General features: G+C 54.9%; 22 protein-coding genes. 15 read left to right on the forward strand and 7 right to left on the reverse strand.

Going from position 1 to position 23,564, the window contains the following annotated elements:
• Positions 1-3: 3 nt before the first annotated feature.
• Positions 4-1,377, reverse strand: a complete 1,374-nt coding sequence (locus BM114_RS08155) for a S8 family peptidase (RefSeq protein ID WP_092112291.1) — start codon at positions 1,375-1,377, stop codon at positions 4-6.
• A gap of 124 nt (positions 1,378-1,501) precedes the next feature.
• On the opposite strand from BM114_RS08155, the gene BM114_RS08160 reads away from it, so the two are divergent.
• From BM114_RS08160 to BM114_RS08205, 10 genes are all read left to right on the forward strand, one after another.
• On the forward strand, positions 1,502-2,887 hold the full coding sequence (locus BM114_RS08160) for an MATE family efflux transporter (RefSeq protein WP_092112293.1): 1,386 nt from the start codon (positions 1,502-1,504) through the stop codon (positions 2,885-2,887).
• Positions 2,862-3,500: a cytidylate kinase-like family protein gene (locus BM114_RS08165; protein ID WP_092112295.1), complete on the forward strand. Its 639-nt coding sequence runs from the start codon at positions 2,862-2,864 to the stop codon at positions 3,498-3,500. Before BM114_RS08160 ends, BM114_RS08165 begins: the two co-directional genes overlap by 26 nt.
• Positions 3,501-3,632: 132 nt before the next feature.
• Positions 3,633-4,145 (forward strand): metallophosphoesterase family protein, encoded by a 513-nt coding sequence (locus tag BM114_RS08170; RefSeq protein ID WP_092112297.1) that lies wholly within the window; start codon positions 3,633-3,635, stop codon positions 4,143-4,145.
• Between the two features lies 1 nt (position 4,146).
• Positions 4,147-4,347 carry a hypothetical protein gene (locus BM114_RS08175; protein ID WP_092112299.1) on the forward strand — a complete coding sequence of 67 codons (201 nt, stop codon included), beginning with the start codon at positions 4,147-4,149 and terminating at the stop codon, positions 4,345-4,347.
• A gap of 20 nt (positions 4,348-4,367) precedes the next feature.
• Positions 4,368-4,553 carry a hypothetical protein gene (locus tag BM114_RS08180; protein WP_092112301.1) on the forward strand — a complete coding sequence of 62 codons (186 nt, stop codon included), beginning with the start codon at positions 4,368-4,370 and terminating at the stop codon, positions 4,551-4,553.
• 37 nt (positions 4,554-4,590) lie between these two features.
• A complete protein-coding gene (rfbB, locus tag BM114_RS08185; protein ID WP_092112303.1) occupies positions 4,591-5,739 on the forward strand; it encodes a dTDP-glucose 4,6-dehydratase in 1,149 nt (382 codons plus the stop codon).
• A 15-nt stretch (positions 5,740-5,754) separates the two neighbouring features.
• Positions 5,755-6,936: a formate-dependent phosphoribosylglycinamide formyltransferase gene (gene purT, locus BM114_RS08190; RefSeq protein WP_092112305.1), complete on the forward strand. Its 1,182-nt coding sequence runs from the start codon at positions 5,755-5,757 to the stop codon at positions 6,934-6,936.
• Complete coding sequence (locus tag BM114_RS08195; protein ID WP_092112307.1) at positions 6,933-7,340, forward strand: sugar 3,4-ketoisomerase; 408 nt, start codon at positions 6,933-6,935, stop codon at positions 7,338-7,340. Before purT ends, BM114_RS08195 begins: the two co-directional genes overlap by 4 nt.
• On the forward strand, positions 7,328-8,266 hold the full coding sequence (locus BM114_RS08200) for a GNAT family N-acetyltransferase (RefSeq protein WP_092112309.1): 939 nt from the start codon (positions 7,328-7,330) through the stop codon (positions 8,264-8,266). The genes BM114_RS08195 and BM114_RS08200 overlap by 13 nt, the downstream gene beginning before the upstream one ends.
• A complete protein-coding gene (locus BM114_RS08205) occupies positions 8,263-9,363 on the forward strand; it encodes a DegT/DnrJ/EryC1/StrS family aminotransferase (protein WP_092112421.1) in 1,101 nt (366 codons plus the stop codon). The genes BM114_RS08200 and BM114_RS08205 overlap by 4 nt, the downstream gene beginning before the upstream one ends.
• On the opposite strand, the gene BM114_RS08210 is transcribed toward BM114_RS08205, so the two are convergent.
• The gene (locus tag BM114_RS08210; RefSeq protein ID WP_092112311.1) at positions 9,360-9,995 is read right to left on the reverse strand and encodes a deoxynucleoside kinase; all 636 of its coding nucleotides are present in this window, start codon (positions 9,993-9,995) and stop codon (positions 9,360-9,362) included. The genes BM114_RS08205 and BM114_RS08210 overlap by 4 nt on opposite strands.
• Before the next feature lie 15 nt (positions 9,996-10,010).
• Entirely contained in the window at positions 10,011-10,640 is a 630-nt protein-coding gene (locus tag BM114_RS08215) for a deoxynucleoside kinase (RefSeq protein WP_092112313.1), read from the reverse strand.
• A 354-nt stretch (positions 10,641-10,994) separates the two neighbouring features.
• Here BM114_RS08215 and BM114_RS08220 point away from each other — a divergent pair, with 354 nt between their 5' ends.
• On the forward strand, positions 10,995-12,983 hold the full coding sequence (locus BM114_RS08220; protein WP_092112315.1) for a DNA topoisomerase 3: 1,989 nt from the start codon (positions 10,995-10,997) through the stop codon (positions 12,981-12,983).
• Between the two features lie 90 nt (positions 12,984-13,073).
• Complete coding sequence (locus BM114_RS08225; RefSeq protein WP_092112317.1) at positions 13,074-15,143, forward strand: PorE family type IX secretion system protein; 2,070 nt, start codon at positions 13,074-13,076, stop codon at positions 15,141-15,143.
• A 40-nt stretch (positions 15,144-15,183) separates the two neighbouring features.
• Here the strand turns inward: BM114_RS08225 and BM114_RS08230 are convergent, their stop codons facing one another.
• The 3 genes from BM114_RS08230 to BM114_RS08240 are packed head-to-tail and all read right to left on the reverse strand — an operon-like array spanning position 15,184 to position 16,723.
• Positions 15,184-15,525: a DUF5056 domain-containing protein gene (locus BM114_RS08230; RefSeq protein ID WP_092112319.1), complete on the reverse strand. Its 342-nt coding sequence runs from the start codon at positions 15,523-15,525 to the stop codon at positions 15,184-15,186.
• Entirely contained in the window at positions 15,512-16,054 is a 543-nt protein-coding gene (locus tag BM114_RS08235; RefSeq protein WP_092112321.1) for an RNA polymerase sigma factor, read from the reverse strand. Before BM114_RS08235 ends, BM114_RS08230 begins: the two co-directional genes overlap by 14 nt.
• Positions 16,055-16,063: 9 nt before the next feature.
• A complete protein-coding gene (locus tag BM114_RS08240; RefSeq protein WP_092112423.1) occupies positions 16,064-16,723 on the reverse strand; it encodes a DUF6249 domain-containing protein in 660 nt (219 codons plus the stop codon).
• 108 nt (positions 16,724-16,831) lie between these two features.
• Here BM114_RS08240 and BM114_RS08245 point away from each other — a divergent pair, with 108 nt between their 5' ends.
• The 3 genes from BM114_RS08245 to BM114_RS08255 are packed head-to-tail and all read left to right on the forward strand — an operon-like array spanning position 16,832 to position 19,397.
• Entirely contained in the window at positions 16,832-18,112 is a 1,281-nt protein-coding gene (locus BM114_RS08245; RefSeq protein ID WP_092112324.1) for a methyltransferase RsmF C-terminal domain-like protein, read from the forward strand.
• The gene (locus BM114_RS08250; protein ID WP_092112326.1) at positions 18,109-18,903 is read left to right on the forward strand and encodes a thymidylate synthase; all 795 of its coding nucleotides are present in this window, start codon (positions 18,109-18,111) and stop codon (positions 18,901-18,903) included. The genes BM114_RS08245 and BM114_RS08250 overlap by 4 nt, the downstream gene beginning before the upstream one ends.
• Before the next feature lie 11 nt (positions 18,904-18,914).
• Positions 18,915-19,397, forward strand: a complete 483-nt coding sequence (locus BM114_RS08255; RefSeq protein WP_092112328.1) for a dihydrofolate reductase — start codon at positions 18,915-18,917, stop codon at positions 19,395-19,397.
• 191 nt (positions 19,398-19,588) lie between these two features.
• Here BM114_RS08255 and BM114_RS08260 read toward each other — a convergent pair whose 3' ends face one another.
• A complete protein-coding gene (locus BM114_RS08260) occupies positions 19,589-23,527 on the reverse strand; it encodes a two-component regulator propeller domain-containing protein (protein ID WP_092112331.1) in 3,939 nt (1,312 codons plus the stop codon).
• Positions 23,528-23,564 lie beyond the last annotated feature (37 nt).

Below are 23,564 nucleotides of genomic sequence, written 5' to 3' on the forward strand. Positions count from 1 at the left end.
AGTTTATTTTCCCATCTGATAGGCCTTCCAGAAATCCGGGATTCCATATCCGAACACATTGTCGGGAGTGCCGGCGCGGTCGCCGCTTGCCCTTACCAGTTCGATGATTTCCCTTGCTGTCTTTCCGGGAAGCGCCTGCCACAGGCAGGCAACCATACCGCAACAGATCGGGGAGGCAAAGGATGTCCCGTTCGCAGTCGTGTTAACGCCCCGCCCACTGAACACCCGGGCCGCCCCGCCAAGGGCCATCACATCGGGCTTGACCCGCCCGTCCTGCGACGGACCGAGGGAGCTGAAGTTGGTATTGACGCCCCGCGCATCGACGGCACCCACAGTCAGGACATCCTCCGCATCACCGGGAGGCGTGATTTTCTTCCACGGTTCGTCGCCGGAATTTCCCGCACTGCACACCAGGAGCATGCCTTTTCCGGCAAGCATAGATGCCGCCCGGGAAATAAAAGTAGTTCTGCCGTCAAGCTCGGCATACCTGAAATTGGTGCTCTTATCATCAAACTGGGCATAGCCCAGCGAGCTGTTGAGCACATCCACGCCCAGGCTGTCGGCATATTCAGCGGCCATCGCCCAGCTGTCTTCTTCCGAGAGGCTCTCCGTGGGACCATATTCCGAGCGCAAGAGCACATAGTGAGCCCCCGGAGCCGTGCCCACATAGCGGAACGAGTCGATAACTGCCATGCAGGAAAGCACCATCGTGCCGTGGTCAAGCAGCTGGTAAATGTCCGACTTATAAGGATATACGAAGTCGCGCGTAGATTCAACCATGACCCTCTTGAATGCCGGGATGATGTCCGCATTCATGTAGCCGCCGTCGATAACGCCTATGAGCATGCCCTCTCCACGAAAGCCTGCTTCATGCAGCCTGCGGCCGTTGAGCTGCTCTATCTGCCTCGCCGCGCTGCCGTAAAGCTGCCCGGGAATGATTGCCGTGGTATCGCTCTTCAAAGGAAAGACCCTCTGCCGGGAGATGGAGTCGGGCGAATGGAATACGCATTTCACGCCCGTTACGAACGGGAAAGCTGCCAATCCACCGGCATGCAGCGAATCCGTGAGCTTCACCAAGGCCGTATTGTTCCATTTGCTCCCGCCGACGACCTCGAATCCTGCCGACTTCAGCTCGTCAAGATATTTCTGAGACAAAGGCAAGTCAGTGGAGTCCACCTTCAACCCCTGCCTCTCACGCCGCTGCAACGACCGCTCCGAGAGGAACTTCCCGGGACGCCTGAGGGAGTATTTCGTGCCCTTCTTGTCTTTCAGCTGTACACGGAAAAGCCAGGTCTTACCGCCCGGAAAGGCAATTTTCTGTGCCTGCGTGAGGTTACAGAACAACAAAAGCACCAGTATATAGAGTATTTTCTTCATGATCTTGATTCCTAAACCATATTGCAAAAGTAGTGCTATTTTCGCTAAGTACCAAATTTTACACCTTATTTATATTGTAGTCTCTTACTTTTTTGCTATCTTTGCATTCTGTAAAACCAAGCCAATGGACAACAAGAAAGCGACGCTGGAACTGGGCAGCAAGCCTGTCGGACAACTGCTGTGGCAGTATGCCCTTCCGGCCATCATTGCCATGACCGCCTCTTCCCTGTACAATATCATCGACAGAATCTTCATCGGGCAGGTGGTAGGGCCGCTGGCCATCTCGGGGCTTGCCATCACCTTTCCCTTCATGAACCTCTCCGGAGCCTTCGGGGCGGCCGTGGGCGTGGGAGCCTCGACGGCCATTTCCGTGAAGTTAGGCCAGAAAGACTACGATACGGCGGAGAATCTGCTGGGCAACACGGTAACCCTGAACCTCATCATCGGCTTTCTCTTCGCCGTCGTCTGCCTGGTATTCCTCGACCCCATCCTGCGTTTCTTCGGAGCGAGCGACGCCACCCTGCCCTATGCCCGCGACTTCATGCAGGTGATTCTGGCAGGAAACATCATCACGCACATGTATTTTGGCATGAACGCCGTGCTCCGCGCGGCTTCCAAACCCAGGCAGGCCATGTATGCCACGATATTCACCGTGGCGATGAACATCCTGCTCGACATCGTCTTCATATGGTGGTGGCACTGGGGAATCCGCGGCGCGGCCTTCGCCACCATGCTCTCGCAGACCCTCGCACTGGTATATCAGATGAGGCTCTTCTCCGACAAAAAAGAGCTTCTGCACCTGAAAAAGGGCATCTACAGGCTGAAGGCCGACCTTGTGAAGAACATCGTCGGCATCGGCATCTCCCCGTTCCTGATGAACGCCTGTGCCTGTATCATCGTCATCTTCATGAACAACCAGCTTGTCAGCTATGGCGGCGACCTGAGCGTGGGAGCCTATGGCATCTCAAACGGAGTGGCCACGGTATTCATTATGTTCGTCATCGGGCTGAACCAGGGCATGCAGCCTATCGCCGGATACAACTACGGGAGCCTGCAGTTCGACCGCCTGATGCATGTGCTGAAGCTGGCCATCCTCGCGGCAACCGTCATCATGACCACGGGCTGGGCCATCGGGATGCTCATCCCGGGTCTGCTCGCGCGCATGTTCACCACCGACGCCACGCTCATCGGGATGTCCGTCAAGGCCATCCGCATCAATATGCTCCTCTTCCCGATCATCGGTTACCAGATGGTGGTTACCAACTTTTTCCAATGCATAGGGAAAGTGAAAATCAGCATTTTCCTCTCTCTTTCCAGACAGTTGCTTTTCCTCCTGCCCTGCCTGCTGATACTTCCCCGCTTCTGGGATATTGACGGCGTATGGTATTCCCTGCCCGTTTCAGACGCCACGGCATCGGTGGTGGCTCTCGCGATTATGATTATCTATATGAGAAAATTCAATAAACAACATAAAGAAATGCAAGATGGAGCAGCAGAAAATCATCATTAACATCGGCCGGCAGATAGGCAGCGGCGGATGCACCATCGCCCAGATGCTGGCCAAGGAGTTCGGCGCGAAGCTATACGACAAGGAAATCCTGAACCTTGCCGCCAAGGAGAGCGGCTTCTCCGAGAAGTTCTTCGAGCAGAACGATGAAAGGAAAGGCTTCGCGAAGTCGCTCTTCCACATCCATGTACCCCTGCTCGGAGAAGGCAATTTCTATAAGAACGACTTCTCGCAGGAGAGCCTCTACCAGTTTCAGAGCAATGCCATCAAGAAGGCGGCAGCCGAGGGAAACTGCGTCTTCGTGGGCCGCACGGCCGACTATGTGCTGCGCGACAACCCCGACAAGGTCGACATCTTCATCACGGCCGACATGGACGACCGCATCCGGAGGGTGGCCGAGCGCCACCAGTTCACGGAAGAAAGGGCCCGGAGACATATCGTGGACGGCGAAAGCAGTCGTTCCTCCTACTACAACTACTATACCGGGAAGCGTTGGGGAAGCAGCGAGAGCTACGACCTCTGCGTCAATTCGAGCGTGTTGGGCATAGAAGCTACCGGGAAGTTTATCGCCGACTTCATCAGGAAAAAGTTTTACAGCGAAAGTGATATGCCGTAAACAGGAGAGTAAAAAGCCGTCAGAAGGCGGGCTTTTAGCCGTTAGAAGGCAACCTTTTAACGGCTAAAAGGAAAGCAAAAGGCGGCCTTTTGAAATACGGCTCATAACCAACTGGATATCAAGAGATTAGAAATGACAAAAAAGATAGGAATCATCAGCGACACCCACGGATATTGGGACGAAAAATACTTACAGTATTTCGACTCCTGCGATGAGGTCTGGCATGCGGGCGACATCGGCTCCACGGAGGTAGCCGACAAGTTCGAGGCCATGCACCCGCTATTCCGAGCCGTACACGGCAACATCGACGGCCAGGACATCCGGTGCCGCTACCCCGAGGTGCTGCGGTTCCGATGCGAAGAAGTGGATGTATTGATGAAGCACATCGGCGGCTATCCGGGCAACTACGACCGCTCCATCCAGAGCCGCCTCTATGCCTCCCCGCCCAACCTCTTCATCTCCGGACACTCGCATATACTGAAGGTGAAGTTCGACAAGACGCTCAACCTGCTGCACATCAACCCCGGAGCCGCGGGTATGCAGGGGTGGCACACGGATCGCACGATCGTCCGCCTCACCATCGAAGGAAAGAAATTCACCGACTGCGAGCTCATCACGCTCGGCGAGCACGGCAACAGAATATGACATGGGAAGGAAGACTTTGACACATCTGGGCAAGGCTCTTGTCTTCGGGGTGGTATTCACCGTCATCGGGATGGCCTTCGATGTCGTCTTCGTGGACGAGGCTCAAAGGGTGCCGTGGGAGTTTTTCCTGCAGGGCGCGCTCGTCTACTTCTTCCTGATAGGCCTCCGGAAGCTCGAAGAGATATACATGAAACGAAACTAAGAACTTAAAATCAGAAAGACATGACACGACGCAAAGGAATCATTGGACTCGCCTCAGTCGAGGCTGTTCTTTTTATCATCATCTTCTTATTGTATGCGCAAGAAGTCATCGGGATTACCTTGATGCTTGGGCTTTTCATCGGCATAGCACTCATTACATCAACGGCCCTCTTCCTCATCATCAGGAATACGCCTCCCGAGGAATAGGTTCTAAACAGGAAACAAATAAAAAACATATACGAATATGAAAACTTATCTGGTAACAGGAGCCGCCGGATTCATCGGCGCAAACTATATCAAGTATCTCCTCCACAGGAAATATGCCCGTGAAGACATCAAGGTCATCATCCTCGACGCCCTCACCTATGCCGGCAATCTGGGCACCATCAAGGACGACATCGACAATCGCCGCTGCCTCTTCGTCAAGGGCGACATCCGCGACCGGCAGCTCGCCGACCGCCTGTTTGCTGAAAACGACATCGACTATGTGGTCAACTTCGCGGCCGAAAGCCATGTAGACCGCTCCATAGAAGACCCTCAGCTCTTCCTGAGCGTCAACATCCTCGGCACGCAGAACCTGCTCGACGCGGCCCGCCGGGCATGGGTTACGGGCAAGGACAGCCAGGGCTACCCCACCTGGAAGCCGGGCAAGCGATACCACCAGGTGTCCACCGACGAGGTCTACGGCTCCCTCGGTGTCACGGGATACTTCACGGAGCAGACCCCGCTGTGCCCTCACAGCCCGTATTCCGCTGCCAAGACGAGTGCCGATCTCTTCGTAATGGCCTACCACGACACCTATCACATGCCCGTGAGCATCACCCGTTGCTCTAACAACTACGGGCCCTACCACTTCCCCGAGAAGCTCATCCCGCTCATCATCAACAACATCCTGGAAGGCAAGCAACTGCCCGTCTACGGCAAGGGAGAGAACATTCGCGACTGGCTTTATGTCGAGGACCACTGCAAGGCCATAGACATGGTGGTGCGCGAAGGCAGAGAAGGCGAGGTATACAATGTCGGCGGACACAACGAAATGAAGAATATCGACATCGTGAAGCTCACCATCAAGACCATCCACGACATGATGCAGGAGGACAAGAGCCTGCGCAAGGTGCTCAAGAAGCAAGAGAAAGACGAGAACGGAGACATCCGCATCGACTGGATCAACGACAGTCTCATCACCTTCGTAGCAGACCGGCTCGGCCATGATGCCCGCTACGGCATCGACCCCACCAAGATCAAGAACGACCTGGGGTGGTATCCCGAGACCAAGTTTGCCGACGGCATCGTGAAGACCATCCGCTGGAACCTCGAGAACCAGCAGTGGATTCAGGAGGTAACGAGCGGCGACTACCAGAAGTATTATGAACAGATGTACGGAAACCGATAATCCAGACCCGGCAAGATGAAGAAAATCATGCTCCTCGGTTCCGGTGAACTGGGCAAGGAATTTACGATAGCGGCCAAGCGGGCAGGACTCTATGTCATAGCCTGCGACAACTACGAGGGCGCACCGGCCATGCAGGTAGCCGATGAATGCGAGGTGTTCTCCATGCTCAACGGCGACGCCCTTGCCGACGCAGTGCACCGCCATCGACCCGACATCATCGTCCCCGAGATAGAGGCCATCCGCACCGAGCGGCTCTTCGAGTTTGAGAAAGCGGGTATTCAGGTGGTCCCCTCGGCCAAGGCCGTGAACTACACGATGAACCGCCGGGCCATCCGCGACCTCGCATCACGGGAGTTAGGCCTGCGCACAGCCAGGTATTTCTATGCGAAAAGCTTCGACGAGTTCCGTCGGGCGGCCGACGAGATAGGCTTCCCGTGCGTGGTCAAGCCCCTGATGAGTTCGTCCGGCCACGGCCAGAGCTATGTGCACAACGACGACGAACTGCACGAGGCCTACCGGGAGGCCATGGAAGAAGGGCGCGGCGATGTCAGGGAAGTGATTATCGAGGAGTTCATCGACTTCCAATCAGAGTTCACCCTGCTCACCGTTACCCAGAAAAACGGCCCCACCCTGTTCTGTCCGCCCATCGGGCATGTACAGAAAGGCGGCGACTATCGCGAGAGCTGGCAGCCGTTTCAGCTGCCCGCCAAGGCTCTCAAGACCGCCCAGCACATGGCCGCCGAGGTTACCAAGGCACTCACGGGATATGGCATCTGGGGCGTGGAGTTCTTCCTCACCCGACAGGGAGAGGTCATCTTCTCGGAACTCTCGCCCCGCCCGCACGACACGGGCATGGTTACCCTCGGCCATACCACCAACCTCAGCGAGTTTGAACTGCACCTCCGGGCCGTCATGGGATGGCCCATTCCCGCCATTCATCTGGAGCATTGCGGCTGCTCGGCGGTCATCCTCTCGCCCGTGGAGAGCCGCGAGCCGCTCGACTACAACCTCGTGGAAGCCCTGAGTGAAGACCGCACCCGCATACGCATCTTCGGCAAGCCCGTGGCTCATGTAGGGCGCAGAATGGGTGTCGCACTGTGCTACGGCGAGCTTGGCGACGACCTCAATGCCCTGCGCGACAAGGCAAAACGACTGGCAAAGACGGTTCTCGGCACCGATCCTTATATGAAGAAATGACCTTAGGAAGAATCATAGAGCTTTCCAAAATCCTCGATCCGCGCGGCAATCTCACGGTAACGGAGGAACTGAAGGACATTCCCTTCGATATCAGGCGCGTCTACTGGGTGTATGATGTGCCCTCCGGGGAAAGCCGGGGAGGCCATGCCCACAAGACTTGCCGCGAGTTTATCATCGCCGTGAGCGGGTCGTTCTCGGTTACGCTCAACAACGGTAGAGAGCAGAAGACCTACCTCCTGAACCACCCCTACCAAGGACTTCTCGTGGAAACCGGCACATGGCGCACCCTCGACGACTTCTCTTCGGGAGCCGTCTGTCTGGTTCTTGCCTCGGAATTCTTCAGCGAAGACGACTATATCCGCGACTTCGACGAATACCTGGAATACCTGCGATGTTCGAAATAAGACGATATACGGCCGAAGACAAGGCGCTCTGGGACCGATATGTAGGCAAGGCCAGAAACGCTACTTTCCTCTTTTATCGCGACTACATGGACTATCATGCCGACCGGTTCGAGGACTTTTCGCTCCTGTTCTACAAAGGCAGGAGACTCTATGCGCTGCTCCCTGCCCACCGGGAAGGCACCACACTCTACTCCCACTTCGGCCTCACCTATGGCGGACTGCTCATGGACATCCATGTAACGGCCGCCGACACCTGCGTCCTCTTTGAGGAACTCAACGGCTGGCTGCGGGCGCAAGGCTTCCGAAAGGTGGTCTATCGCCCCGTTCCCTGGGTCTATCACAGGCATCCGTCAGAAGAAGATCTCTATGCCATTTACTGGAAATGCGGGGCAAGACTGCGCTCGAGAAACATCGGGACGACGATTTTCATGCAGCAGCACCTGCGCTGGCGCAAGGATCATCTGCGCCGACTCCGCAAGTCCAAGGCCGGCGGCGTCATTGTCAGAAGTGATGCCCCGCTCGCAGAATTCTGGGAAATCCTGAATAAAAACCTAATGAACCGCTTTCAAGCCAGACCCGTCCACACACTCGAGGAGATAGAGTTATTGAGGTCTCGGTTCCCTAAGAACATCATTCAATACAGCGCCTACAAGGACGGGCACATCATCGGAGGCATCACTTTCTATATCACCGCCCGGGTGGTCCACGGCCAGTATAGCGCCACCAACGCAGAGGGAAAGGAGCTGGGAGCCATGGAGGCAATCTACGAACGGGTTATGTATCACGACTATCCGCAATATCCTTATCTCGACTTCGGCAGTTCCACCGAGCAGAACGGCAGTTGGCTGAACGAAGGACTGATAGCCCACAAGGAGGGATATGGCGGCCGGAGCGTGGTCTACGACACTTACGAATGGGACTTATGATAGCATATCAGGACTTGAAACGCGTTACTTCACGGCATCAGGAGGAGCTTCAGGCGGCCGTGAGGCAGGTCATAGACAGCGGCCGATACCTGCAAGGGCAGGCCGTAGAGAGGTTTGAAAACCACTATGCCGACTACATCGGCACCCGCCATTGCGTGTCGTGCGCCAGCGGACTGGATGCCCTCACGCTCATTCTCCGCGCCTACAAGGAGACGGGGATATTGAGGGAGGGCGACGAGGTCATCGTCCCGGCCAACACCTACATCGCCTCCATCCTCTCCATTACGGAGAATCTGCTCAAGCCGATACTGGTGGAACCGAGCCTCCTGACCTATGAGATTGACGACACGAAGATAGAGGAAGCCATCACCGAAAGGACACGCGCCGTGATGATCGTCCATCTCTACGGTCGCAATTCGTTTACTCCCAAGATAGCGGAGATATGCCGAAGACATCATCTGAAGCTCATCGAGGACAATGCACAGGCACACGGATGCGAGTTTGAAGGGCGCAAGACCGGCTCCTTAGGCGATGCCGCCGCCCACAGCTTCTATCCCGCAAAGAACCTCGGAGCACTCGGCGACGCCGGTGCCGTTACCACCGACGACGACGAACTGTCGTCCGCCATCCGCGCGTTAGGCAACTATGGCAGCAACAAGAAGTATATCTTTCCCTATAAAGGGCGAAACAGCCGTATGGACGAGATACAAGCCGCCGTGCTGGATGTAAAGCTGCGATACCTTGACGACGACAACCAGAATCGCCGGGAGATAGCGGAATTTTATTTAAGGAATATATCCAATCCGCTGGTTCACAACCCCTTACCAGGAAAGAGAGACAATGTCTGGCACATTTTCCCCGCCCGCTGCGAACATCGCGACGAGCTTCAGGAATACTTGCGACGGCAGGGCATTGAGACGATGATTCACTATCCCGTCCCGCCCCACCGTCAGGAATGCTACAAGGAGCTCGGAATCCTCCGGCTGCCCATCACCGAAAAGATTCATCGGGAGGAAATAAGCATTCCTGTCTATCCATGTTTAGACAGACAGGAATACACCTATATCGCCGAGAAAATCAACGAGTTTGAAACCTAATCCTGCTTAGCGCCCTCAAAGGGGAACAGCCCGTACAGTTCCGCGTCTATCGTATCGGTAATCTGCTGGAAGTCCTTAGGGTCGCTCTCAAACTTCAGCTTGTCGCCGTCCACTATCATCAGCCGCCCTTCATAGCCGGCTATCCACTCCTCATAGCGGTTGTTAAGCCCCTGAAGATAGTCTATGCGGATAGACTTCTCGTAGTCGCGCCCGCGCTTCTCTATCTGCTCCACGATGTTCGGAATCGACGAGCGGATGTAGATCATGAGGTCAGGAAGCTTGACGAGCGACATCATCAGGTCGAAGAGATCGGTATAGTTGTCGAAGTCGCGGTCGCTCATCATGCCCATGTCGTGCAGGTTTGGCGCGAAGATTCGCGCGTCCTCGAAGATCGTGCGGTCCTGAACGATGGTCTCGGAGCTTTTTGAAATCTCCACTACATCTCGGAATCGCTTGTTCAGAAAGTAAATCTGAAGGTTGAAAGCCCATCGGTTCATATCGGCATAATAGTCCTCCAAGTAGGGATTGTTGTCGACTGGCTCGAAGTGGGGTGTCCACCCGTATCGTTTGGCAAGCATCTTGGTGAGGGTGGTCTTGCCGCTTCCTATGTTTCCGGCTATTGCTATATGCATAACTGTAAGGTTTGATTATTCGTTCTGATTGGAGAAAAGGCCGAAGAGGTTGGCGTCCACCTTGTCTACGATCTGCGCCAGCTGCTTCGGGTTATGCTGGAAGTCTATGTCGTCGACATCCACCACAAGCACCTTTCCCTTATACTTATTGAAGATGAAATCCTCGTATCTCTCGTTGAGATTGGTCAGGTAATCAAGCGGCATTGTCTGCTCATAGTCCCGCCCGCGCTTCTGTATATTGGCCACGAGATGCGGCACCGAGGCGCGCAGATAGATCATCAGGTCGGGATATTTCACGATCATCATCATCGACTCGAACAGCCCCATATAGGTGTCGAAGTCGCGGTCCGAGAGATGCCCCATGGCCTTGTTCGTGGCCGTGAACACATAGACGCCCTCGTAGATGGAACGATCCTGGATGATGGTGTCCTCGGATTTGGCGATGGCCAGCAGGTCCTTGAAGCGCTCCTTGAGGAAATAGACCTCCATGTTAAGCGACCATCGGGGTATATCCTTATAGTAATCCTCAAGATAAGGATTATAGTCCACGGCCTCGAAGCGTGGCGTCCAGCCGTAGTGTCTTGCCAGCATTGTGGTCAATGTGGTCTTTCCGCTGCCAATGTTTCCCGCAATTGCAATATGCACCTTTTATTCTTCTTTATTAGATTCGTATCGAGTGATTTCATGGCAAAGGTAACAAAATTCCCAGAGTTACCATTCCTTTTAACGATATTTTTAAGCAATAATTGTAATCCGGGCGGCACGCCGGGGGACGGAAGGCGACTACCGAAACACCTCCAGACGGCTTCCGGATTTTCTTTTTGCCGCTACCCGCCAGATAAAATCGGCGATTTTGTCCCATGATTTCGGCGATTTTGTCGCACAATCTCGCCGATTTTGTCAGAGTGCCTGCCGCCTTTCATGAAACAAATAATCGTCCTTCCTGCCACCGAGTGAAATATTTTTCTTATCTTTGCACTTCAGAAAAAGTTTTCCAACATGATAGTTTGTATTGCCGAGAAACCCAGCGTAGCCAAGGACATAGCACGAATCATCGGAGCTACGGCCTCCCACGACGGCTACATGGAGGGCAACGGATACCAGGTTACATGGACTTTCGGCCACCTCTGCTGCCTCAAGGAGCCCGACGACTACAGCGAGAACTGGAAACACTGGAGCCTCGCCGCCCTGCCCATGATTCCCGCACGCTTCGGCATCAAGCTCATCGAGGACGCCGGAATCAAGAAGCAGTTCGCCATTATAGAGCGGCTCATGCAGGCGGCCGACGGCATCATCAACTGCGGCGACGCCGGCCAGGAGGGCGAACTGATTCAGCGGTGGGTGATGCAGAAGGCCAACGCCACCTGTCCGGTCAGGCGACTGTGGATTTCCTCGATGACCGACGAGGCCATCCGCGAGGGTTTCCAGCGGCTGAAAGACCAGGGCGAATACCAGAGCCTCTATCTCGCAGGGCTCTCACGGGCCATCGGCGACTGGCTCCTGGGCATGAACGCCACCCGCCTCTACACGCTCAAGTACGGCCAGAACAGGCAGGTGTTGAGCATCGGACGCGTGCAGACGCCCACCCTCGCGCTGATAGTGAACCGGCAGAAGGAAATCGACGGCTTCAAGCCCGAGCCCTACTGGATTCTGGCAACGATATACCGCGACACGCAGTTCACGGCCACCAAGGGCAAGTTTCTCAGCAAGGAAGAGGGCGAGAAAGCCTTCGAGACCATTGCGGGAAAACCCTTCACGGTTACCGATGTGCAGAAGAAGAAGGGCACGGAGGCACCGCCCCACCTCTACGACCTCACCTCGCTGCAGGTGGACTGCAACCGTAAGTTCAGCTATTCGGCCGACATGACGCTCAAGCTCATACAGAGTCTCTACGAGAAGAAGTTCACCACCTATCCCCGCGTGGACACGCAATACCTCTCGGACGACATCTACCCCAAGTGTCCCGCCATCCTCAAGGGACTCGACGGATATGCCCCCCTCACCCAGCCGATTGTCGGAAAGAAACTCCGCAAGGACAAAAAGGTGTTCGACACCTCGAAGGTTACCGACCACCATGCCATCATTCCTACCGGCGTTCCTGCCCGCGGGCTCACCGATATGGAGCGGAATGTCTACGAACTGGTGGCCCTGCGCTTCATCAGCGTGTTCTATCCCGACTGCAAATTCTCCACCACCACGGTCATGGGAACGGCTGGCGAGGTGGAATTCAAGGTCAGCGGCAAGGAGATTCTCGACCCCGGATGGCATGCCGTGTATGCCAAGGAAGAGCAGAAGGCAACCGACGAAGACAGCAAGAGCGGCGACGAGGAGCGCACCCTGCCCTCGTTCATTGTCGGCGAGACGGGGCCGCACACGCCCACCCTTACCGAGAAGTGGACCACACCGCCCAAATACTACACCGAGGCGACGCTGCTCCGCGCCATGGAGACGGCCGGCAAGTTCGTGGAAGACGAGGAACTGCGCGCCGCCTTGAAGGAAAACGGCATCGGAAGACCGTCGTCGAGAGCCGGAATCATAGAGACCCTCTTCAAGCGACGCTACATCCGCCGCGAGCGCAAGAACCTGCTCGCCACCCCCACGGGCATCGAACTCATCGACACCATCCACGAAAGACTGCTCACGAGCTGTGAACTCACGGGCATCTGGGAGAAGAAACTGCGCGACATCGAGCACAAGACCTACGACCCCCAGCAGTTCATCAACGAGCTGAAAGAGCAGATCGGCAACATCGTAACCGATGTGCTGAGCGACAACTCCAACCGCCGGGTAGCCACGACCACCGAGGCCGACCTCAAGAAGAGAAGCCCCCGCAAGCAGGCTCCGCGGCTGAAAGCCGACGACACCCTCATCGGCAAGCCCTGTCCCAAATGCGGCAAGGGCACTATTATAAAAGGTAAAACTGCCTACGGATGCAGCAACTGGAAGAACGGATGCGACTTCCGCCTGCCGTTCGAGGATAAAGCATAGACCCCTCCTCTCGTTTCCCACACTTATGAAAGTCATACGGGGCCGGGCAATAAACCCGCCCAGGAATCGTTATATCAGAAAGAATTGGAAATGCGTAGAAGCCTCTATATATATGGTTTACTGATTGCGCTGACACTCCTGACGGGGTGCAGCATCGAGCGCAACATCAAGAAGGGCGAGAAAAGTCTGGCTCTTGGCGAGTATTATGACGCGGGAGAATACTTCCGCAAGGCCTATCAGGCCACCCCGCCCAAGGAGCGTGACCAACGGGGAAGGCTCGCCCTAAAGATTGCGCAATGCTATGAGAAAATCAACCAGCACCAGCGAGCCATCGGAGCCTATAGGAATGCCATCCGCTATAACAAGGCAAATGTAAGCGACCACCTGTCGTTGGCCCGGCAACTCATGAAGAACGGCTCCTATAAAGAGGCTGCCGATGAGTTTCAGATAGTGATAGACTCCCTGCCCGACAGCCAACAGGCGAAGACCGGACTGCAGGCTGCCCAGAGTGCGGCGAAGGTTAAGGAACTCGGCTCTCGCTACACCGTGAAGCGCATGGCGGTGTTCAACTCCCGACGGGCAGACTATTCCCCGATGCTCACAGGCGATGAATACGACCGCCTCTACTTCACCAGTACACGCAACGAGGCCGCGGGCGACGAGCTGAGCGGCATCACCGGAGCCAAGAACGGGGACATCTTCATCTCGGAAAAAGACGACAAAGGCAAATGGAGCAAGCCCGAACCCGTGAGCGGCGGGCTGAACACGGCCTATGACGAGGGGGCTTGCTGCTTCTCTCCCGACCAGCGCGAGATGTATCTCACACAGTGTACGACCGACCCGAGTGCGCCCCGCTATGCACAGATCGTTACCTCCAGCCGGGCAGACGCGGCCTGGGGCAAGGCCGGCGAGCTGCAGCTCACGCGCGACACGCTGTCCAGCTATGCCCATCCGGCCGTCTCGCCTGACGGGCAGTGGCTGTATTTCACCTCCGATATGCCCGGTGGCATGGGCGGTCTTGACATCTGGCGGGTAAGGCTTACATCGGCAGGAGTTGGCGGAGTAGAGAACCTGGGGAGTCCCATCAATACCGAAGGCGACGAGGAATTTCCTACTTTCCGGCCGAACGGCGATCTCTATTTTTCCAGCAACGGACATGGAGGATTAGGCGGGCTGGACATCTATATTGCCAAAATCAATAGTGAGGGGCACTACGAACTGGAGCATCCCGGATACCCGCTCAATTCCCAGGGCGACGACTTCGGCATGACTTTCGAGGGTCCGCACAATCGGGGATACTTCTCGTCAAATAGGGGCGACGGTCGCGGATGGGACCACATCTTCTCCTTTGAGAATCCCGAAGTGGTCAATACCATCAAGGGCTGGGTGTATGAAATCGACGGATACGAACTCCCCCAGGCACAAGTCTACATCGTGGGGAACGACGGAACCAACCAGAAACTTAGCGTACATCGCGACGGTTCGTTCACGCAGGTCGTGAAGCCAGGCGTAGACTATATTCTTTTAGCAACCTGCAAGGGGTACTTGAACCATAAGGAAGAGGTGAGCGTAAGGAAGACCGAGGAGTCGGACGAGACCGTCCTGCAGTTCCCCTTGGCAAATATCTCGGCGCCCGTATTGATAGACAACATCTTCTACGACTTCGACAAGGCGACCTTGAGGCCGGAATCGCAGACGGCACTCGACGAGCTCGTGAGCCTTCTTAACCAGAATCCGAATGTAACCATAGAGCTAAGTGCCCATGCAGACTATAAGGGTTCGTCTGAATATAACAAGGGACTCTCGCAGCGGCGGGCAGAGTCGGTGGTCAATTATCTCATCAGCAAGGGCATTGCGAAAGACCGGCTGACCCCCAAGGGATATGGAAAGGAGAAGCCCAAGACCATCAACAAAAAGGCGGCAGACAAATATCCCTGGCTCAAGGAGGGAGATGTATTGACCGAGGAGTTCATCAAACAGCAGAAAGAGGAGAACCAGGAGACTTGCAACCAGCTGAACCGCCGGACGGAATTCACCGTATTGCGCATCACCTACGGCCTGTTTGACGAGAACGGACAACTAAAGAAACAGCCCCAGACCAAGAAGAAAAGCCCGGATGCAAAAGACGAGGAGGAAGGCACTACCTTCATCTTCGACTAAGCAGCGGCACTCTTCCCACTGTCTGCAGGCGCACCTTCCCCTATCTCTCTGCCACTATGAGATTGTGGAGAGATACGACCATGATCGTCAATACGGCGAGATAGAGAGTAATCGGGGTAAGTCCCGGCAGCTGGACGGACGAGAAGAAACCTACGACATCACCCAGGATATTGCCCAAAACCATGCGCAGACTGTCGAAACAATCCAGCAGGAAGAACATGGCAATGCCCGCAACCGTGCAGACAAATGTCCATATCCGGCTGGCACGACGCGCCCCGTCGGGCAACTGATTCACGACTCTGTGCGAGAATCCGTTGTCTTCTATTTCCACTTTATGCTCCTCGAAGAACCGAGCCACGAGCCTGTCATCATTTTCCATCATAACCATTTTGTCTTAAATAGGTTGCCAGTTTCTGCTTTCCACGCGATAGATGCGACTTCACCGTGCCCTCTGCCAGCCCTGTAATGGCCGCAATCCGTTCTATCGGCTGCCCCTCCATCAGTTGCAGGACGATGCAGGTACGCTCGTTTCCGCCTAAGATTGAAAGGGCTTGCTGCAAGTCCATCCTCAGATTGCTGTCGCCCGTTTCAGAGTTCTTTCTTGCCACGGCCGGTGCTTCAAGGTCGCCTGTCGGCTTATTACTACGCGTGTAATCATAGAAAACATTATATGCAATGCGGTAGAGCCATGTCGAGAAGCTCGCCGCACCGCGAAATTTCGAGAGGTTTACATACGCCTTTATGAAGGTATCCTGTGCCAGGTCGTCGCTCAGTTGCTCGTCGCCCAGGGTCTGGGAGAGGAAGAAACGGCGCACGGGCGACTGATATTTCACAACCAGCTTGTCGAAAGCCCTGCGATTGTGGAATACCGCCGCTTGGGTAACCAGAGAGATATCTTCCAGATTCTTCACTTCGTGCGCTTAGAATTCGTTGTCTTTTGTGTCTTGTTTCTTCGACGATCTTGAGATGGCCAGCTGGCCTAAACCGTAACAGGCAATCAGCGCACCCACCCCAGCCAGCGTGGAAGACCCCCAGATATAGAACATGATGAAGAGGCCGACACCGATGGCAATGTTGCGGATGCCCCGCTTGTAGAGGTAGTCTACGCTCTGTTTGTCAACCGGTTTCATCGCTTCCGGTATCGCCTGACCTGACTCCATGGCCTTCTCCGCCAGTGCCACGCGGTCGTTATGGCGCTTGACCAGATAGCGTAATACCAGCAGAATGACGATAAACGGAAACAACAAGAACAAGAAGATGATCAAGAAGACGAAAGCGGCAAGCGCGATGCCGCCGCCCGTAGCCAGCAGTTCCCTCAATCCGAAGATGTTGAAGTCGCCATCATCAAAGTCTGTGTCCATACCGTAATGCCGGCTCTGGCTTTCTTCAATGATGGAGTCCTGTGTCTCGCTGGCGGAAGTCGAGGTCGTGTCAGAGAACGCTTCAATGCCCCCGTCTTGCTTCACCGTGTCTTTGTCTACCGTTGTAACCTGCGCATGATGCCGGTGCTTGGGAGCTGCATCCATCTGTGTTGCACTGAGAGTAAGCATCAGTGCGAGTGCTATCAAGGTTTGTTTCATATGCTTCACTTTTGGTTTTTTTTCTGTCCGTTAGACGCATCTGTCGCAGATTTAGTTGCAAAGTAACTATTTTTTTTTTACTTTTGCAAGGGAAATAGTTAGATGATAATGAATCTGCCAGAAGAATTTACGGCCTACACGCGCAGTCTGATAGGCGATGAGCGGTATCAGCGACTCGTTGAGGGACTCGCCGCCGAGCCTCCGGTGAGCATTCGGCTGAACCTCTTCAAGGCAGATTCCGACACGGTGGAGATACCTTTGGCCGATGAGCCCGTACCCTGGTGCAAAGGCGGATACTACCTCAAGCAACGCCCCGAATTCACCTTCGACCCCCTCTTCCATGCCGGTCTCTATTATGTTCAGGAAGCCTCGTCGATGTTTCTGCATCATGTGCTGCGCCAAACCGTGGACCGCCCCGTCGTGATGCTCGACCTCTGCGCCGCCCCGGGAGGCAAGTCCACCGTAGCCCGGGCCGCCCTGCCCGAGGGCAGCGTCCTCTTTTCGAACGAGCCGATGCGGCAGCGGGCGCAGATTCTGAATGAGAACATCCTGAAGTTCGGGCATCCCGATGTCGTGGCTACCAACAACTATGCCCGCGACTACCGGCGCACAGGACTGCTTTTCGATGTCGTCTTGGCCGATGTGCCCTGCTCCGGCGAGGGCATGTTCCGCAAAGACGAGGGGGCAATAGCGGAGTGGAGCCCTCAGAATGTTGACAGATGCCGTCGACTGCAACGGGAAATCGTGGCGGACATCTGGCCCCAACTGAGACCGGGAGGCATACTCATCTACTCCACCTGTACCTTCAATGCCCACGAGAATGAGGAAAACGCGGCATGGATAGCCCGTGAGCTCGGGGCGGAATTCATCGAAATAGACACCCCGGAGGAATGGAACATCACGGGGCCGCTTGTCGGCAAGGATCCCGTCTATCGCTTCCTGCCGGGCTATTCGCGGGGCGAAGGCCTTTTCATGGCCGTCCTCAGGAAAGCCGGAGACTCCCCCCTCGAAGGCGGCAAGAACAAGCAAGGCCTCAAAATGCTGAACATCCTGAGCCATGGCATCAAGCCCGACGAGACAAAAGGCAAAAACCTGATTCCCGATATATCAAAGGCTCTCTCCATCCAAGCCGACAAAGAGGCCTATCCGCATGTGGAAGTGTCGTGGGAACAGGCAATAAGCTATCTGCGGCACGAGGCCGTCAGTCTGCCCGCCGACACGCCCCGGGGAGTGGTGCTGCTGACCTATCAGGGACAGCCGATAGGATTCGAGAAGAACATAGGCAACCGGGCCAACAACCTCTACCCGCAGGAATGGCGCATCAAGAGCACGCATGTGCCGGAAAAACCGGAAATACTCATCATGAAACAGAAACCCAACACACAATGAAACAATATCTAAACCTCCTCGACCGCATCCTCACGGAGGGTGCCGTAAAGACCGACCGCACCGGCACGGGCACCAAGAGCGTATTCGGACACCAGATGAGATTCAACCTCAAAGACGGATTCCCGCTGCTCACCACCAAGAAACTGCACCTGAAATCCATCATCTACGAATTGCTATGGTTTCTCCAGGGCGACACCAACATCCAATATCTGAAGGAGCACGGCGTATCGATCTGGGACGAATGGGCCGACGAAAACGGCGACCTGGGCCCCGTCTACGGCAAGCAATGGAGGGCGTGGGAGGGTTCCGACGGCACCGTCGTCGACCAGATCAGCCAGTGCGTAGACCTCATCAGGCACCATCCCGAGAGCCGCCGCATCATCGTAAACGCATGGAATGTGGCCGACCTGCCCCGCATGGCCCTGTCGCCCTGCCACTGTCTGTTCCAGTTCTATGTGGCCGACGGCAAGCTCAGCCTGCAGCTCTACCAGCGTTCGGCCGACACATTCCTCGGCGTGCCCTTCAACATAGCCAGCTATGCGCTGTTGCTGATGATGATGGCCCAGGTAACGGGACTCAAGCCCGGCGAGTTCATTCACACCACCGGCGACACCCATCTCTACCTGAACCACCTGGAACAGGCCCGCCTCCAGCTCACCCGGGAGCCCCGCCCGCTGCCCAGAATGCTGATAAACCCCGATGTGAAAAGCATCTTCGACTTCAAATACGAGGACTTCGAGCTTATCGACTACCACCCCTGGCCACACATAGCGGCCAAGGTATCGGTGTAAAAATAAGACCTATGAGAATCAACATCATCGCCGCCGTAGCTCGGAATCGCGCCATCGGCTATCAGAACAAACTGCTCTATTGGCTGCCCGACGACCTGAAACGCTTCAAGGCCCTTACCTCCGGGCACACCATCATCATGGGGCGGAAGACCTTCGAGAGCCTTCCCAAGGGCGCCCTGCCCAACCGCCGCAATGTGGTCTTGAGCCGGAGCGGGCAGCAGTTTGCGGGCTGCGACAGCTATCGATCGCTCGACGAGGCACTGCGCCACTGCCTGCCCGACGAGGACATATATATAATAGGTGGGGCAAGCGTCTACCGACAGGCACTCAATAAGGCCGACCGGCTCTGCCTGACGGAGGTGGACGACACCCCGGAAAACGCCGATGCCTTCTTTCCCGAGTATGAAGACTGGAAAGAGGCGGCGCGCGAGGAGCATCCTGCCGACGACCGCCATGCCCACGCCTATGCCTTCGTAGATTATGTAAAGGCATAGAACAGGCCGACAAAATCGGCGAGATTGTCCGGCAAAATCGGCGATTTTGTTCCATGATTTCGCCGATTTTGTCAGCCTGAAGACGGCTTATCGCCCTGCGGGGAGGCGTCGACGGGCGACAGGGGATGCGGCGGATGCCTGGAGCGGAGAGGCCTGATATCAGGATTGGATGAGACCGGATACAGCCCTCCCTATTCTTCTTTCTTCTGCCGGAACTCCTTAGGCAGGCAGTTATAGCGCTTTGCGAACTCACGGTAAAAGAACGCCCGGTTGCGGAAACCGCACAGGCTGATGATTTCGGATATCGTCTTGGAACTGGACCTGAGCATCCTTTCCGCATGGCGCATCCTGTATTCTATAATGAAATCGTTGGGCGACATGTTGATAATCGTCTTCAACTTACGATAGAGCTGTGAGCGGCTGACGGCCAGATCCTGTGCAAAGAGCGTGGGATTATAGTTCTCGTCGGCGTAATGCTCGCTGACGACCCTGACGGCGGCGAGCAGGAAGCGGCGCGATTCCTCGGTCATATCCTTGGAGTCGAACTTGCGGATATAGGCAGAGGGAGAGGCCGAGAACTCTTTCAGGCGTGCGGCTTCCTGGATGTTTCTGTCGACCAAGGCCTTGAGATAGCTTGTGTGGAAAGGCTTTTCGAGAATGGCATTGGCCCCGGTTTGCAGAATATTGACATTGCTGTCTTTTTCTCCCTCGTTGCAAATCGCTATGATAGGGGCATACTGGGTGTGTGCATTGGCGCGGATAGCATCTATCAGGGCGAGGTCGCTCCCTTCCATATCGTAGACGACGAGGTCGATGGTCGTGTGGAGAATGCTGCCGAGCTCTGCCTCGTCAGTACAGGTGATGATGTTGTATTGGCTGTCGAGAATGTCGCGGATAAACTGTGCCATCCGCGGGTCTTGCTCGATCACGAGAATGCTTTTGTCCTTATTGCTCAAGATTCTTTCAAGTGGAGTCTGGGGCTTTCTTTCCTGCTCTTTCCCTGTCTTCACCTCTTTTAGTTCCAAGACTTTGACGATGAAGGTCGTATGCAGTTCGTCGTCTTTCTGAATCGACACGCTTCCGCCCATTCTCTTGGCGAGATCGTTGCCCAGGGTAAGCCCTATGGTAGGGTCGTCCTTGCCTGCCGACATGTTGTTCTCAAAGTTGTCGAGGGCCTTGTATGAATTGAATATGTCAGAAAAATCGTCGCTCTTCGGCGAAGTGCCTTGGTAAGAAAGCCTGATCTCCACTCCCTCCGGGCGGCTGCCGGAATGGCGGATGACGAAATCGCTCTGGGCCTGGATGTTGTGCATGATATAGCTTGCGAGATTATAGATAATCTTGGAAAGCACCGTCTTGTCGGTAACAATATAATGGGGTTGCTCTGAATTGATGATGTCCAGGTTGATGTCTTTCTCGAGGATGCTGGCCGAAAAACTGTCGATGGTGATTTTCAGGAGTTCGGTCAGGTCGGCTCTTTCGGCAATGAGAGCCTGCGTGTTTTCTTCGGCCGACTGTATTTCTGACATCTGCTTGATCTGCAGACTCATTTGCCTGATATGCTCGTCGATGCGGAGAAGCTCGGGTGAGAGATTTCCTTCATAGCCTTTGCGGTCGCGGATATGTTCCAACGCGTCATATATCTGGGTGATGTTGTTGGAGAATTTGCCGGTTACATTGGCGAAGAAACGAAGCTTGGCATGGTGGATATTCTCGCGATTGTGCTGTCGCTGATGCTCCATCTCGCGCTGGTGCCGGCGTTGCAGGCGCCTTTTCTTTGCCTTGTAAATGAGCCGGATGACGAGAATGATTGCAGCGATGTACAGCAGGACGGCCCACCATCTGCCCCATACGGGGTATGAAATGTGGATGGGAATGGACAGATAGGTCTGCGACCATTGATGGGCAGCGTTGCTTTGCCGGGCGTAGAGGGTGTAGTTGCCGGACGGAAGCTCGTTGAGAAAGATGGTCTTCGTATTGCCTACATTGATCCAGGGCGAGTCGTCGTCATGGAGAAACGCGCGCCGCCTGATGAGTTTATAGGATAATTCGCATCGGTCATTATCAAGATAGTCGAGCACGGAGAATGACAACTCCAGGGACTTCGCATCATGGCTTACTCTCAGGGGGGCAGAGAGTGGCATCTGTGCGTTGTCTATTTTGAGCGAGTTGAGCATCAGTTTGGGCATGAAGCCGTTGCTTTGGATGAGTGCGGGATGAATGATGCTGAAGCCGTTGGTGCCCCCGAAGTAGATTTCCCGTCCGTGATCGGCCGACATGCCTGCGCCGTCTGAGAACTCGTCTCCTTGCAGTCCGTCTTTATGCGTGAAGCTTGTGAAGGTGAGATTCCTCTGTATGCGCGCGATACCATTGCTCGTACTGATCCATATATTGTGGTAAAGGTCTTCCTGGATGCTGTGTATGTTTATGTTCCGGAGCTTGCCTTCGGTTCCCACATGGGTAAAGCGAGGGGCGGAGCTGCCGGTGTCCAGGATGTCAAGCCCCTGTGTCGTCCCGATCCAAAGACGCTTCCGGGTGTCTTTGTACAGGGATATGACATCATTGCTGACCAGTGACTGATGGTCTTTGGCATTGCTGCGATAGGCTGTGATACGCTGATTCCGGGTGTTCAACCTTATGAGTCCGCCGCCTCGGGTGCCCAGCCACAGGAACGGCTTGTCGAGAACCTGGGCGTAGACGATGTCGCTCTGAAGCGATGTGGCCTTTTGCGAATTGTAGACATGCACTCGCGTAACGGTGTCCCCACGATAGTTGACGCGGAGGAGGCCGTTTCCGCTTGTCCCGATATACAGCGTGGAATCATTGGCAGCCACGATAGAATAGATAGAGAAAACCTCTTTGCGGTCGTCGGAAGACCGGAATCGCATGGGATAAAGCCGGCCGTTACGATAATAGGAAAGGCCTACGCCGTCGGTGCCGACCCATATCCTTCGGTCTGCACCGACACCTTTGCAGAGGGAAAACACCGCATTGTAGGAGCGGCCTGCACCGACATTCAGGGACTGGAGAAGCTCCAGGCCATTATCTGCCAGGCGTTGATAGACAAGAAGTCCTTCGCCCTTGGTTCCGACAAGTATTTCCTCCTTGTCCTGCAAGATGCACCTAACCGGCAGATTCTTCTTTCCCGTGGGATAGGAATTGATGTATTTTGTCTTTGCGTAGCACTGGTAGATGCCACGGCCGTCGGTTCCCACCCAGAGAATGTCCTGCGTTCCCCGGCAAAGTGATGTTACTGCGATATCCGATAAGAAATGCTTCGTTTCGGCCGGTGTGTGGATGTAATAGCCATTGTCTGTCCCGAAGAAATACCGTTGCCGGGTGTCGCGGCAGACGGAGAGTAGCTTGTCGGAAGTAGACCAAACGGCCTGGAAGGTGCGTGAGGGCTGGTCAAGCTTGAGAACCTTGCTTCCTGACTGCCCCCAAATGTTGCCGTCGTTGTCGAAAAGAATCTTTTCGCACTCGTTGCGCCATGCAATCCGGGCTTTCTGAAACATCGTCTTGCCGTCAAAAGCATATCGGTAGAGGTATCGGTGTGTAACAATCCATAGTAGCCGGTTGGATTCAAAGTTTATTTGCATGACAGGCTCTTGCGGGGCCCTGTCCATTTTCAGGGGCTGGAAGTTCTCGGCCTCCTTATTAAAGAGATATAAAGGGCCGTTGGCAAAGTTGCCGATTACCTGGCCTTGATTGTTAATGGCACATTTAAAGGTATGTTCGGCAAAATGAGTCGTTTTGGGGCTGTTCAGGAAATATCGCCTTGACTGTCCGCTTCTCTTGTTGAACCTGTTCAGCCCCCAATCCGATACAATCCATAAATATAGCGAATCTTCTTCCTGAATATCTCTGATAACGGGATGTGAGAGTGTAGTTGCGTCGCCCGTGATAGAGTGGTATTGTGTGAAATGATTGCCATCATATCGGTTAAGGCCGTCCCATGTCCCAATCCATACAACTCCAGTCCGATCCTGGAATATTACATTTACAGAACTGTTACTCATTCCTTGGTTGTTGTCCAAATGGAAGTAGTCCCAGATCTTTGCACCCATTAATGCCGTTGAGCAGCAGATAATCAACAGGAATGCCCGGAACAAATGTCTACATAGGTTCATAAGCCGTTTTTATTTTGCGGTAAATATATACATTTTT

This window comes from Prevotella sp. KH2C16, assembly GCF_900113305.1.
GTDB lineage: Bacteria > Bacteroidota > Bacteroidia > Bacteroidales > Bacteroidaceae > Prevotella.